Source organism: Streptomyces sp. CB02959 (assembly GCF_002803155.1).
In the GTDB taxonomy this organism is placed as follows: Bacteria; Actinomycetota; Actinomycetes; order Streptomycetales; family Streptomycetaceae; genus Streptomyces.
In genome coordinates, this window is sequence record NZ_NNBP01000008.1 from 64,171 (window position 1) to 76,819 (window position 12,649).

Consider the following 12,649-nt stretch of genomic DNA (forward strand, 5'->3'; position numbering starts at 1 on the left):
CTGAGGTCCTGGTCGGGACATGGCCTGTGCGGGGTCGGAGAGGGCAGGATGGAAGAGCGCGCGGAACGCCCGCTCGCCCCTTCGACCGGCAGGAGGACCGGATGCTGACCTCGACAGTCTGTGCCGCGGTGTCGGCAGCGGGCTTGGGCATCGCCGCGCTGACCGCCTACCGCAAGCGTTTCCTGGCCGCGACCCGGATCGCCGCCTTCGCCCTGATCCCGATCGGCCTGGTCATGACGGGTGTCGTCGACTGGGTCACCAGCATCGTCTTCAAGCCCACGGTCTGGGCCGGGTTCGGGGTGCTCGCGGTCTCCGCGGGGCTGTTCGCGATCAGCAGGTTGGTGGAGCGGCGCCGCGGGATATCCGGCCGCAAGGAGCGCCGGGCCGCGGCGGGTTCCGGAGCGCCGGTGGTGGCGCCGGCCGCCTCCGCGCCCTCCCTCGGCCCCGGCCGGAAGGCACCGAAGACCACTGCGGCCCCGGCCCCGGCCGCGGACAGCGCCCCCAAGGATGACTTCTCGGACATCGAAGCGATCCTGAAAAAGCACGGGATCTGATGAACTCCCGCTGCTGAGGGGCCTATTGCGGTCTCCGGGACGATCGTCTGCGCGATGATGCGCGCGAGATGAACGATGAGTGCGCCCTCGCCCAAGACGACGCCCCGTACGCCGAACCGCGCGGCTGCCTGTTCGCGCTGTCCCAGCCGCCGTTGATGCTCTTCCTAGCCTTCATTGGCCTACTGCTCCTACTAGGTGCGGTACACGACCTCTACATCCTGTGACGCCCCGACGACCACCGTACGGCGGACGGGCCTCGGCACCGCGGCTGCTCAGCCCGCGGCCTCCCGCCGCCGTGCGCGGTAGGCCGCGACGTGCAGCCGGTTTCCGCAGGTCCGGCTGTCGCAGTAGCGCCGTGAGCGGTTGCGGGAGAGGTCCACGAAGGCGTGCCGGCAATCCGGCGCCTCGCAGCGCCGCAGCCGCTCGCGCTCCCCGCCGACGAGGATGAAGGCCAGCGCCATCCCGCCGTCCGCGGCCAGGTGGTCGGCGACCGTGGCACCCGGCGCGAAGTAGTGGACGTGCCAGTCGTAGCCGTCGTGATCGGTCAGCTGCGGGGTGGTGCCCGCGGAGGCGACCAGCGCGTTCAACCGTGCGGCCGCGGTGTGGTCGTCGTCGGCTGCGAAGATCTCCGCGAACCGCGCCCGCACGGCTCGTACGGCGGCCAGGTCGTCCGGCACGAGCGACCCCACGTCGCTGACGTCGTTGCGCCGGACGAACTCGGTAAGGGCCGCGAGGTCGGTCAGGCTGTCCGGGGCGCCGGGGGAGTCGCCCTCGGGGGCGGTGTTCAGCAGGTCGACGACCGCGTCCAGCGCGCACCGGGTGTCATGGGTGATCAGCACGGTTCCGCTCCCTGGCCGGGTGGGGTCGGCCGGTGCCGCCCCGGTGTCGTTGGCGAATGGTCGCCGACTCTAGCGCCTGGGACAAGCTTCGGCGCCGTCCCCGCGGTGGGTCCGCGGTGACGGCGCCGATGGGTGCCGTGTGAACTTTTCGGTCCTGCGCCGTCGCCCCGAGTCGGACGGTCGCAAGTGTGAGCGGGTGGATGCGGTGGGTGTGCGTGCTGCGTCTCAGCTCTCCGCCAGGATGTGGGAGAGCTCGGTGTCGAGATCGAAATGCCGATGCTCCGTACCGGGCGGTACGGCGGCATCCGTCCGCTTCAGGAAGGATTCCAGCGCCCGCGCCGGGGCTTCCAGCAGGGCTTCTCCTTCCGGGGAGCTCAGGGCGATGCAGACGACGCCCTGCCCGTGGCTCCGGGACGGCCAGACTCGGACGTCTCCGGTGCCCGTGGGCCGGTGCAGGCCCTCGGCGAGGAGGTCGCGGGCGAAAACCCACTCAACCGTTTCCTCGGCTCCGGTGTGGAAGGTGGCGTGCACGGCATACGGATCGGCCGTGTCATACCGCAGGCCCGCGGGTACAGGCAGTGAGGACTCGCTCGACACAACGAGGCGCAGGTGCAGCTCGCAGCTGACCGTGGTGTTCATAAGCGCCAGGGCCTTTCGCTCAGTGTGCGCTCGGGGATTCGCACGTCGGCGAAATCGACATGCCACCTACGGTGCCGTTGTAAACCCCTCTGACGGTTTTGGGTGGCTTCAGGTACCTCTTACGGCGGATTGCGTGATCGTCTCCGGCCGTAATTTCGCCAGGGCTGCCCATCCGTTGCGTAGGCGACACGAATACGCAGAGTAACGGAACGGGGAGTGCTTTGCGATGATCTCCGTCGGTTCGGCGTGCCGGGTGCCCCGGCCGGCGGGTTGATCGGGTGCGGGGTCGCTCCGTCCGGGTCCCGAGGAGGTCGGCAGCGCCGCCGCCGTGGTCGGGAGCGCCTCCGACGTGCGGTAATGTTGGCGGTGCGCCCGGGCGATTAGCTCAGTGGGAGAGCGCTTCGTTCACACCGAAGAGGTCACTGGTTCGAACCCAGTATCGCCCACCCCGGACGACGGCCCGGAGACTCAAGTCTCCGGGCCGTTGCTGTTGTTGGGGGTTTCCGGGGCCGTGGGGCGCACACTGGGATCATGCCGGACTCGTCAGGCCCGCCGTGCCGACTGCACCGCTACCGCTTCCGCAGCGTGTGGCTGCTGAACGCCCCGCCCACCGTCGTCTATGCGGTGCTGGAGCGGGCTGAGTCGTATCCCCGCTGGTGGCCGCAGGTGCGCGAGGTCGTCCCGCTCGGCGAACGCGGCGGCACCGCGCGGTTCCGGTCCTTCCTGCCGTACGAGCTGACCGTGGTGGCGACCGAGACGCTGCGGGACCCGGGGGCCGGGGTGCTGGAAATAGCGATGCGCGGGGACCTGGTCGGCTGGGCGCGCTGGACGGTCGTGCCCGGAGTGGGCGGCACCCGGGCCGTCTTCGAGCAGGAAGTGGAGGTCCGCAAGTCGATGCTGCGGCGCTGGGCGCTGCTGGGGCGGCCGCTGTTCCGGGTCAATCACGCGCTGATGATGCGGGCCGGGCGGCGCGGCCTGGCGGCCTGGCTGGCCCGCGGGTGAGGGGTGCCGGAGGAGGAATTTGATGGAAGGGCCTGGCGGCCTGTATCGTTCAGGTCGTTCGCGAGGGAAACCTCGCCGGAACCCGGGCGATTAGCTCAGTGGGAGAGCGCTTCGTTCACACCGAAGAGGTCACTGGTTCGAACCCAGTATCGCCCACCGGGATCATGAACCGGGCCGCCAAGAGGCGGTCCGGTTCTTTTTATTGGCCGGGTGCGACCGCGGTCCGCGGAACGGTAATTCCGTTTCGGTGCCGGTGGTCTTCCGGGGAATTCCCGCGGAATTCTGACCGGGAATCAGGCCGCGGCGGGGAGTTCCGGCCGCAACGGCCAATGCGGGTCGACCGCCTCCGGGGAACCGCTGCGGGCGAACCACGCCTGGAGGCCGCGCGCCTGCGCCGCGTACCAGACCGCCTGCCGGGTGTGGAGTTCGGCCGGCTGCAGCCCTTCGAGTCGGTCGGCGAAGCGGCGGCCCACCTCCCGGACCACCCGGAGTGCGGCCAGGGCGTCCGCGGCCGCTTCGTGGGCGTCGGTCAGCTCGACCTCGTAGTGCACGCAGAGGTCGGTGAGGGTGCGGCGGCCCTTGCGGTAGCGGTCCAGGTGCTTGTCCAGGACGCGCGGGTCGAGGATGTGCAGCGGATGCGCCCCCAGGTAGGCGTCGAGCGAGCTGGCGCGGTGGCGCTTCAACTCCCGCTCCAGGAGCGTGAGGTCGAACGGGGCGTTCATCACCGCCAGGGGGCGGCCGGCCACCGCCTGGGCCGCCAGTGCGCGGGCCACCTCCTCCAGCACCGGTGCCGGCCAGCGGCCGTGCAGTGCGAGGTGATCGGCCGTCAGTCCGTGCACCGCCGTCGCGGCCTCCGGTATCTCCACGCCCGGGTTGATCAGCCAGCGGGTGACGCGCGGGGCGGCGCGCGGGGTTTCCTGGACCACCAGGGCGGCGGAGACGATGCGATCGCGCTCGACGTCGATGCCCGTCGTCTCGGTGTCGAAGGCGGCAAGTGGACCGTCATACCAGCGCGGCATCATCCAACTCCTCGCGGTCGTACGGGGGATGACGGTGCACGTCACCCGTGCTGGTGATACCCGAGTCGCGGTCGGCTCGAACCGCCCTTGTTTGCGGCCCGCTTGACGCGGAGACAACCACAGGGACGGGCCGGCGCACCGGCGGTCCGGCGGCTCCCGTGCGCCGGCCCCCGCCCCGCCACCCGGACGCATCGATTCGGCACGGCCCGGAAGGCACCCGCGATGACCCTCGCGCAGCCCGAACCGGGCGGGCTGTCCCCCGCAAGCGGGCGGTACCCCCGGCCCTCCCTCACACCGCAGCGCGGTGGCCTCGCCACCACGGCCTGCATGGAAACCCTCCAGGTGGGCTACCTGCACGCGGTCGCCGCCGCTGCCGGGTGCTCGCTGGCGCAGCCCTTTCCGGACAACGGCATCGACTGGCACGTCAGCCATGCCGCGCCCGGTCACACCGTCGACGACGAGGTGACCATCAAGGTGCAGCTCAAGTGCACCTATCAGACGGCCCCGCGCCCACCGGGGCCCACCTTCGCCTTCACGCTCGACAACGACCACCTGGTGAAGCTGGCCCGCACACCGGTGGCGGTGCACAAGATCCTCGTCGTGATGCTCGTCCCGCGGGAGCCGGACGACTGGCTGCGGGCCGGACACGACCACCTCGAACTGCGGCACTGCTGCTACTGGACCAACCTCGCCGGCCATCCGGTGACCGGCCGGCGCAGGACCACTGTGCGGATCCCGACCACGCGGATCTTCGACGACCGCGCGCTCCGCGAGATCATGACGCGGGTCGGGGCGGGAGGGAGACCCTGATGGACCGGCCGACCGATGACTACGGCGCGCGGCCGCCGGACCCCGCGCGGCTCGACCCCGGAGTGCTCGGCGCCCTGCTGGCCCGGCACGGCTGGCGGCGCCGGAGCGGCGCGGCCGGCCGCTACGCCCGCTGGACCCCGCCGGACGGATCGGGCGGCACCAGCCTGCTGGTGCCCCACGACCGTCGATTTCCGGACAGCGCCGAGCTGCTGGCCGAGGCGCTGGCCGCGCTGGAGCGGAGCGCCGCGCCCTCGGCCCGCGAGGTGCTGGTCGGCCTCGCGGTGCCCAGCGACGAGGTGCGCTGGGAGCGCGAGGTCCCCGACGGCGGCCCCGGCAGCGCGTACTGGGTGGCGCAGGAGCGGTTGCGGGCGGCGGCCCGCGCCCTGCTGACCGCCGGCGCGCTGGGCAGCTACTCCCGGGCCGGTTATTACGGGGCCCGGCACCAGCGGCGGGCCGAGGGGTTCCTGGGCGAGGTGCTGGTCGGCCCGGTCCCGGTCGGTCGGCACCTGGCCGCGTTCGTCCCCGTACGGGCCGGGCGGGGAGTGGTCGCCGGGCTCCAGCGGGCGCTGCACGCGGCCCGGGACGCCACCGACTACCAGCGGGCCACCGGCGGCATGGAGGCGTTCGACGCGGCGGTCGGGTTGGGCGTCTGCCACGAGCTGGTGCAGGCGCTGATCGCGCTGGTGCGGGACGCGGAGGGGGTGCGGATCACCATCGCCTGGTCGCCCGAAGCCGGCGCCCCGGCCGGCTTCGCGGCCCGCCCCGAACCGGTCGAGTTCTCGCCCGGTGACCTGCCCGCCCTCCACCAGGCGGCGCAGCGCTACGTCCGTGCCGAGCCGTCGCTGCCGGTGCGGGTGACCGGCACCGTCGTACGGCTGCGCCGGGAGCGGCCGGACGGCCCGGGGTCGGTGCGGCTGCGGGTGATCACCGGGGCCGACGTGGGCCAGGTGCGGGCGGCCCTGGCGGCGGAGGACTACCGGATCGCCGGGCACGCGCACCTGGCCGGGCTGCCGATCCGGGTCAGCGGCCGGCTGGAGAGCAGGGGCGGTTTCCGGCGGATCACCGGCGGCCGGGACGTCACCCCCGTACAGGTCGATCCGGCCGACCGGGACCGGCTGCTGAAGGCGCTCCGGGAGGAGTCCGGGGGCGGCGGATTCGACGAGGGCGACGCGGCGTGCGACGGGGCGCCGGCGGACGCCTGAGGGGGCCGCCGGCAACCGTTTCGCGGTGCGGTCCTGCGGCTCGGTACGATTCGGGGGCGCAGCAAACGCTGACGTGAGAGAGACATGAGTCAGGAGAGACCGGTGTCAGACGTCCGTGTGACCGTCCAACGCGATTCCGAGCGGGAAGAACGCGTGGTGACCACGGGCACTACGGCCGCCGACCTCTTCCAGGGCGAGCGCAGCATCGTGGCCGCACGGGTGGCCGGCGAGCTGAAGGACCTCGCCTACGAGCTGGCCGACGGCGACGAGGTCGAGCCCGTCGAGATCACTTCCGACGACGGCCTGAACATCCTGCGGCACTCCACCGCGCACGTGATGGCCCAGGCCGTGCAGGAGCTCTTCCCGGAGGCCAAGCTCGGCATCGGCCCGCCGATCAAGGACGGCTTCTACTACGACTTCGACGTCGAGAAGCCCTTCCACCCGGACGATCTCAAGCGCATCGAGAAGAAGATGCAGGAGATCCAGAAGCGCGGCCAGAAGTTCTCCCGCCGCGTGGTGTCCGACGACGAGGCCCGCACAGAGCTGGCGGACGAGCCGTACAAGCTGGAGCTGATCGGCCTCAAGGGCTCCGCCGCGGACGCCGCCGAGGGCGCCTCCGCCGAGGTCGGTGCCGGTGAGCTGAGCATCTACGACAACCTCGACGCCAAGACCGGCGAGCTGTGCTGGAAGGACCTGTGCCGCGGGCCGCACCTGCCCAGCACCCGGAACATCCCGGTCTTCAAGCTGATGCGGTCGGCCGCCGCCTACTGGCGCGGCAGCGAGAAGAACCCGCAGCTGCAGCGCATCTACGGCACCGCCTGGCCGACCAAGGACGAGCTCAAGGCGCACCTCGACTTCCTCGTCGAGGCCGAGAAGCGCGACCACCGCAAGCTCGGTGCCGAGCTGGACCTGTTCTCCATCCCGGAGGAGCTGGGCTCCGGCCTCGCCGTCTTCCACCCCAAGGGCGGCGTCGTGCGCCGGGTGATGGAGGACTACTCCCGCAAGCGGCACGAGCTGTCGGACTACGAGTTCGTCAACACCCCGCACATCACCAAGGAAGCCCTCTTCGAGACCTCGGGGCACCTGCCGAACTACGGCGACGCGATGTTCCCGCCGCTGGAGTTCGACGGGCAGAACTACCGCCTCAAGGCGATGAACTGCCCCATGCACAACCTGATCTTCAAGGCGCGCGGCCGGTCGTACCGCGAACTCCCGCTGCGGCTCTTCGAGTTCGGCACGGTCTACCGCTACGAGAAGTCGGGCGTCGTGCACGGCCTGACCCGCGCCCGCGGCTTCACCCAGGACGACTCGCACATCTACTGCACCAAGGAGCAGATGGCGGACGAGCTGGACAACCTGCTCACCTTCGTCCTCGACCTGCTGCGCGACTACGGCCTGGCCGACTTCGAGCTGGAACTGTCCACCCGCGACCCCGAGTCCGACAAGTTCATCGGCGAGGACGCGGAGTGGGAGGAGGCCACCGAGGCGCTGCGCCAGGCGGCCGAGAAGCAGGGGCTGCCGCTGGTGCCCGACCCGGGCGGCGCCGCGTTCTACGGGCCGAAGATCTCGGTGCAGGCGAAGGACGCCATCGGCAGGTCCTGGCAGATGTCGACCATCCAGGTCGACTTCCAGCAGCCCGCCCGCTTCGGCCTGGAGTACACCGCGGCGGACGGCTCCAAGCAGCAGCCCGTCATGATCCACCGGGCGCTGTTCGGCTCGATCGAGCGGTTCTTCGCGGTGCTGCTGGAGCACTACGCGGGTGCCTTCCCGGCGTGGCTGGCCCCGGTGCAGGCGACCTGCATCCCGATCGGCGACGCCCACGTCCCGTACCTGGAGGAGTTCGCCGCGGAGGCGAAGGCCAAGGGGCTGCGGGTCGAGGTGGACTCCTCCTCGGACCGGATGCAGAAGAAGATCCGGAACGCGCAGAAGGCCAAGGTGCCGTTCATGATCCTCGCCGGTGACGAGGACATGGCCGCCGGGGCGGTGTCGTTCCGCTACCGCGACGGTTCGCAGGAGAACGGCATTCCGCGTGCTGAGGCGCTGGCCAAGCTCCTGGACGTGGTGGAGCGCCGCGTCCAGGTCTGAGGCAGCGGTTGTCAGAGGGGCGGTCCCATCGGGATCGCCCCTCGCCGCTTCCCCCGTCGGCCGGGGAGAATATGCTTCGCAACATGACGAGTGAGCCGGAACAGCAGATCGGAGTCGGGACGCAGGATGCCTTCCAGCGCCTGTGGACGCCCCACCGGATGGCGTACATCCAGGGGGAGAACAAGCCGAGCGGCCCGGGGTCCGAGGACGGCTGTCCGTTCTGCACCATTCCCTCGAAGTCGGACGAGGACGGTCTGGTGGTCGCCCGCGGTGAGCGGGTGTACGCGGTGCTGAACCTCTACCCGTACAACGGCGGGCACCTCATGGTCGTCCCGTTCCGCCATGTCGCCGACTACACCGACCTCGACGGGGCGGAGACCGCGGAGCTGGCGGACTTCACCAAGCGGGCGATGGCGGCGCTGCGCACCGCCTCCGGCGCACACGGTTTCAACATCGGGATGAACCAGGGCGCGGTCGCCGGTGCCGGTATCGCCGCCCACCTCCACCAGCACGTCGTCCCCCGCTGGGGCGGGGACACCAACTTCATGCCGGTGGTCGGGCACACCAAGGTGCTGCCCCAACTCCTCGCCGACACCCGGGCGATGCTGGCCGCGGCCTGGCCGGCGTAGGCGTGCTGCGCGCCGGGTGAACGGGGCGACACGCACTCGGATGAATCGTACATATCACCTCGATTGGGAATTTTTGCCCCTCTAATGGGGTGGTGACTTCCCTAGATCGTCGCTCCGTGCTGCGCGCGGCCGCCTCGGCCGCGGCCGCCGGTGCGCTCACGACGGGCTGCGACCCGAAGCGGTCGGCGGACGCCTCCTCTTCCGCACCGGCCGCAGGCGGACCGAGCCCCCAGGGGACGGGGCGGTCCGCCCCAGCCCGGCACCCCGCCGCCCGGCCGCCGACCCGCGCGCCCGGCCTTCCCGTGGAGATCGAGCACGGGCCGCGGGACGGCCACGCGGTGGCGTTGACCTTCCACGGCCGGGGCGACCCCAAGCTGGCCGGGGCACTGCTGGGCGAGGCCGAGCGGGCCGGCGCCCGGATCACCGTGCTCGCCGTCGGCGACTGGCTCGACGAGCAGCCCGCGATGGCCCGCCGGATCCTGGACGGCGGCCATGAGCTGGGCAACCACACCATGCACCACCGCAACATCTGTGCGCTGCCCGCCGATGCCGCGTACGCCGAGATCAGCCAGTGCGCCGACCGGCTGCGGAAGCTCACGGGAAGTATCGGCAGCTGGTTCCGCCCCTCGCAGACCCGGCGGGCCACCGGGCAGGTGATCCGGCTGGCCCGTCAGGCGGGCTATCCGCACGTCCTGTCGTACGACGTGGACTCCCTCGACGCGAACGACCCCGGCGCCCCGGCCGTCCAGCGCACGGTCCTGGACGGCGTCCGGCCGGGCTCGGTCGTCAGTCTCCACCTCGGGCACGCCGGCACGGTGGCCGCGCTGCCCCCGATCCTCGACGGCCTCCGCCGGCGCGGTCTGCGCGCGGTGACGACAACGGAGCTAGTGACCTGATGGCTGACCGGAACCGTACCCACCCCCGCCCGACCGGCTCCCGCCCCGCCCGTCCCACCCGCCGGGCCGCGCTGCTCGTCGCGGCCTGCGCCCTGGTGGCGGCGGGCTGCTCCGGAGGCGGGGAGCAGTCCGGCCCGGCCTCGCGGTCCGCCAGGCCCTCGCCCCACAAGGCCGTCGTCCAGGGCCTGCCGGGGATGCCGCCGGTGCTGGACGCACGCGACCTGTACGCCGCGGACCGGCCCAACCAGCTGGCGCCGCAGGTCAAGGACTTCCCGCCGCGGGTGTACGTGCCCAACACCGGCTCCGACACGGTGAGCGTCATCGACCCCAAGACGTACAAGGTGATCGAGACGATCCCGGTGGGCGTGCAGCCGCAGCACGTGGTGCCGTCCTGGGACATGAAGACGCTGTGGGTCAACAACAACCGGGGGCACGACCTCACCCCGATCGACCCGGCCACCGGCAAGTCCGGCAAGCCGGTCAAGGTCCACGACCCGTACAACCTGTACTTCACGCCGGACGGGAAGTACGCGGTGGTGATGGCGTCGATGGACCGGCAGCTGGTGTTCCGGGACCCGCACACGATGGAGGTCCGCAAGACCGTCCCGGTCGACTGCGCGGGTGTCAACCACGCCGACTTCTCGCCGGACGGGAAGTACTTCATCGTCTCCTGCGAGTTCTCCGGTGAGCTGCTCAAGGTGGACACCGCGAAGATGGAGGTGACCGCCAAGCAGAAGCTGCCGTTCGAGGGGGCGATGCCGCAGGACGTGAAGATCTCGCCGGACGGCAGGACCTGGTACATCGCCGACATGATGGCCGACGGTGTGTGGATCCTGGACGGCGACCACTTCGGCCGGCCGAAGCTGCTGCCGACCGGCAAGGGGACGCACGGGCTCTACGTCAGCCGCGACTCCCGCCACATGTACATCTCCAACCGCGGCGAGGGGTCCATCTCGCTGCTGGACTTCAAGACCGGCGAACTGGTCGACAAGTGGCACATCCGCGGCGGCGGCAGCCCGGACATGGGCGGGGTCTCGGCGGACGGCAACGTGCTGTGGCTGTCCGGGCGGTACAACTCCGAGGTCTACGCGCTCGACACGCACACCGGGAAGACCCTGGCGAAGATCCGGGTGGGCCTCGGGCCGCACGGGCTCGCGGTCTATCCGCAGCCGGGGCGGTACTCGCTGGGGCACACGGGGATCTTCCGCTAGCCCCGGACCTCGTCCGGAACGCGGAACGGGCGCGCGCCCGGCGGGGAAGCCGTGCGCGCGCCCGTCCGTGCGGTGCGGGGCCTACGCGTTGTACTCGTCGACCTTGTGCGGTTCGGCGCTCTGGACCATGCCGCTGAGCACCAGGGAGCGGTTGTCGAAGCGCTCGACGTTGACGCCGTTCTCCTTGAGGACGTTCATCGCGGCGGCGTGCACGGCCCGCAGGACCGGGGTCGCGGCGCGCAGCGCGTCGTCGGCCATGAAGCGGTGGCGCCAGGGCTTGTCGGCCCAGACGTGCCGCAGGCCGAACGGCTCGGGGAGGGCGAGTTTGCCGCCGAGGAAGTCCAGGACCGGCGGGAACCACGTCAGCGGGGCGCGGGCGGCGAGCCGGACCACCTCCGACGGCCCGATCAGCGGCAGCGTATGGGTCTTGGTCTCCCAGAACCGGACGACCTTGGCGACCTCCTTGGTCTTGGGCTCCGGCTTGCCGGTGAACAGGGAGTTGACCGGGCCGAGGGCGTGGCCGCTGACCTCGATGCGGAGCGTCTCGTGGAGCACGGTGACGGTGATCATCAGCGTGATCACCAACTGGCCGTCCCACAGGACGAACTGGACGCCGAGGTAGTGCCGGTCGCCGCTGCCGAACTGCTGCTCGTTGCAGATCCGCGCTATCTCGTGGTCGCGGACCTCGTACCCGTCGACGTGGGCGCCCTCGGGGCGGGAGACGGCCTTGGCCTTCTCACCCACCGGCGAGACGATCCAGTGGCGGACCGACGGCGGCTGCTTGAACCCGCCGGTGTGCAACGGGCTGCGCTCCAGCAGGCGCAGCCGGTCGTGGATCGCGCGGATGACGTCCCAGCTGCGGAAGGGGTGGATGTCGGTGCCCTCTTGGGCCGGCCGGAGCTCCTCGGCGAGCTGCCAGCTGCCCCATCGGGTGCCCATCCCGAGTATGCCCTTGGGGCCGGCGTAGAAGACGACGTTGCTGCGCTGCTCGGCGGAGACCTTGGCGAGGTTGTGGCGGAGGGTCTCGGCGGAGGTGTGGTTGGGGTCCTGCGGCACCGCCTCGGGAATCTTCGCGGCGACGCCGCCGCCCTCCAGGAGCCCCTTCCACGCCTCCCGCAGGATCACCGCGGTCCGCTCGCAGACCTGCTTGGCCAGCCACCAGCCCACCACCGGGGCGACGAGCACGCCCCGGGCGTAGAGCGGCCAGAAGCCGGTGAACGGCAGCTTGACCATGAAGAACAGGCCGGCGCCGGCGAGCAGGGCCAGCAGCGCCCCGCCCAGCAGGGAGATGCCGTTGCCCTCGCCGTCCTTGGAGAACATCTTGCGGAGCTGGAAGGCGCCCAGCCAGAGCAGCACCCCGGGCAGGAAGAGCAGCCCGCACACCACCATCAGGATCGTCAGCCGGGTGTCGCGCTGCTTGCGGATGCGGGTGGCCGACAGGCAGTGCTCGACGACCGTCTGCGGCTCCGTGCCGAAGGACTGGATCAGCGGTTTGCGGCCGCCGCCGAGCATGCGCACCTGGACGGCGCGGGAGAACGCCTCGCCGAGGTCGGGCGCGAACAGCGACAGCTTGGGCTTCTTGATGTCGGAAGTGCCGGAATCGGAGTCGGCCTTGGAGATCTCGGCCAGCGGGGTGTCCCGGTAGGCAGCCGAGGCCAGGGCCTGGGTCGCCGCCGTCTGCCCGGCGCCGCCCGAGATGGGGACCTGCGCCCCCGGACTGAAGTCAAAGCCGTCTGCCACTACCGCCCCCATCACGCGCGTAT

Annotated in this window: 13 protein-coding genes and 2 tRNA genes; 11 read left to right on the forward strand and 4 right to left on the reverse strand. The window is 71.3% G+C overall.

The window, feature by feature from the left end; translation table 11 throughout:
- Positions 1–101 precede the first annotated feature (101 nt).
- Positions 102–554: a hypothetical protein gene (locus CG747_RS15090; RefSeq protein WP_100602241.1), complete on the forward strand. Its 453-nt coding sequence runs from the start codon at positions 102–104 to the stop codon at positions 552–554.
- 68 nt (positions 555–622) lie between these two features.
- Complete coding sequence (locus CG747_RS48005) at positions 623–778, forward strand: hypothetical protein (protein WP_180985549.1); 156 nt, start codon at positions 623–625, stop codon at positions 776–778.
- Between the two features lie 48 nt (positions 779–826).
- Here the strand turns inward: CG747_RS48005 and CG747_RS15095 are convergent, their stop codons facing one another.
- Both CG747_RS15095 and CG747_RS15100 read right to left on the reverse strand, forming a co-directional pair.
- Positions 827–1,393 carry a CGNR zinc finger domain-containing protein gene (locus CG747_RS15095; protein WP_100602242.1) on the reverse strand — a complete coding sequence of 189 codons (567 nt, stop codon included), beginning with the start codon at positions 1,391–1,393 and terminating at the stop codon, positions 827–829.
- Positions 1,394–1,618: 225 nt separating this feature from the next.
- Positions 1,619–2,032, reverse strand: a complete 414-nt coding sequence (locus tag CG747_RS15100; RefSeq protein ID WP_003959770.1) for an SsgA family sporulation/cell division regulator — start codon at positions 2,030–2,032, stop codon at positions 1,619–1,621.
- Between the two features lie 374 nt (positions 2,033–2,406).
- On the opposite strand from CG747_RS15100, the gene CG747_RS15105 reads away from it, so the two are divergent.
- The 3 genes from CG747_RS15105 to CG747_RS15115 all read left to right on the forward strand — a co-directional run bounded on the left by CG747_RS15105 (position 2,407) and on the right by CG747_RS15115 (position 3,190).
- Positions 2,407–2,478, forward strand: a tRNA-Val gene (locus tag CG747_RS15105).
- A gap of 85 nt (positions 2,479–2,563) precedes the next feature.
- Positions 2,564–3,034: an SRPBCC family protein gene (locus CG747_RS15110; RefSeq protein WP_100602243.1), complete on the forward strand. Its 471-nt coding sequence runs from the start codon at positions 2,564–2,566 to the stop codon at positions 3,032–3,034.
- Between the two features lie 84 nt (positions 3,035–3,118).
- Positions 3,119–3,190 (forward strand) — tRNA-Val (locus CG747_RS15115).
- Positions 3,191–3,327: 137 nt separating this feature from the next.
- Here the strand turns inward: CG747_RS15115 and CG747_RS15120 are convergent.
- On the reverse strand, positions 3,328–4,053 hold the full coding sequence (locus tag CG747_RS15120; protein ID WP_100602417.1) for an exonuclease domain-containing protein: 726 nt from the start codon (positions 4,051–4,053) through the stop codon (positions 3,328–3,330).
- Between the two features lie 222 nt (positions 4,054–4,275).
- Between CG747_RS15120 and CG747_RS15125 the strand changes: the two genes are divergently transcribed.
- From CG747_RS15125 to CG747_RS15150, 6 genes are all read left to right on the forward strand, one after another.
- Entirely contained in the window at positions 4,276–4,863 is a 588-nt protein-coding gene (locus CG747_RS15125; protein ID WP_100602244.1) for a DUF4365 domain-containing protein, read from the forward strand.
- Entirely contained in the window at positions 4,863–6,065 is a 1,203-nt protein-coding gene (locus tag CG747_RS15130; RefSeq protein ID WP_100602245.1) for a hypothetical protein, read from the forward strand. Before CG747_RS15125 ends, CG747_RS15130 begins: the two co-directional genes overlap by 1 nt.
- Before the next feature lie 102 nt (positions 6,066–6,167).
- Positions 6,168–8,150, forward strand: coding sequence for a threonine--tRNA ligase (gene thrS / locus CG747_RS15135; RefSeq protein ID WP_100602246.1), 1,983 nt, complete (start codon positions 6,168–6,170; stop codon positions 8,148–8,150).
- Between the two features lie 71 nt (positions 8,151–8,221).
- Positions 8,222–8,779 (forward strand): HIT domain-containing protein, encoded by a 558-nt coding sequence (locus CG747_RS15140; protein ID WP_100602247.1) that lies wholly within the window; start codon positions 8,222–8,224, stop codon positions 8,777–8,779.
- Positions 8,780–8,895: 116 nt separating this feature from the next.
- Positions 8,896–9,675, forward strand: coding sequence for a polysaccharide deacetylase family protein (locus tag CG747_RS15145; RefSeq protein ID WP_180985559.1), 780 nt, complete (start codon positions 8,896–8,898; stop codon positions 9,673–9,675).
- Positions 9,675–10,886 (forward strand): YncE family protein, encoded by a 1,212-nt coding sequence (locus CG747_RS15150; protein WP_100602248.1) that lies wholly within the window; start codon positions 9,675–9,677, stop codon positions 10,884–10,886. Before CG747_RS15145 ends, CG747_RS15150 begins: the two co-directional genes overlap by 1 nt.
- 81 nt (positions 10,887–10,967) lie before the next feature.
- Here CG747_RS15150 and CG747_RS15155 read toward each other — a convergent pair whose 3' ends face one another.
- Positions 10,968–12,626, reverse strand: coding sequence for a hypothetical protein (locus tag CG747_RS15155; RefSeq protein WP_100602419.1), 1,659 nt, complete (start codon positions 12,624–12,626; stop codon positions 10,968–10,970).
- Positions 12,627–12,649: the final 23 nt, after the last annotated feature.

Bases quoted from the DNA above. Each gene is read 5' to 3' on its own strand.
- CG747_RS15090 (WP_100602241.1), top strand. From the start codon at position 102: ATGCTGACCTCGACAGTCTGTGCCGCGGTGTCGGCAGCGGGCTTGGGC.
- CG747_RS48005 (WP_180985549.1), top strand. From the start codon at position 623: ATGAACGATGAGTGCGCCCTCGCCCAAGACGACGCCCCGTACGCCGAA.
- CG747_RS15100 (WP_003959770.1), bottom strand. From the start codon at position 2,032: ATGAACACCACGGTCAGCTGCGAGCTGCACCTGCGCCTCGTTGTGTCG.
- CG747_RS15110 (WP_100602243.1), top strand. From the start codon at position 2,564: ATGCCGGACTCGTCAGGCCCGCCGTGCCGACTGCACCGCTACCGCTTC.
- CG747_RS15120 (WP_100602417.1), bottom strand. From the start codon at position 4,053: ATGCCGCGCTGGTATGACGGTCCACTTGCCGCCTTCGACACCGAGACG.
- CG747_RS15125 (WP_100602244.1), top strand. From the start codon at position 4,276: ATGACCCTCGCGCAGCCCGAACCGGGCGGGCTGTCCCCCGCAAGCGGG.
- CG747_RS15130 (WP_100602245.1), top strand. From the start codon at position 4,863: ATGGACCGGCCGACCGATGACTACGGCGCGCGGCCGCCGGACCCCGCG.
- CG747_RS15140 (WP_100602247.1), top strand. From the start codon at position 8,222: ATGCTTCGCAACATGACGAGTGAGCCGGAACAGCAGATCGGAGTCGGG.
- CG747_RS15150 (WP_100602248.1), top strand. From the start codon at position 9,675: ATGGCTGACCGGAACCGTACCCACCCCCGCCCGACCGGCTCCCGCCCC.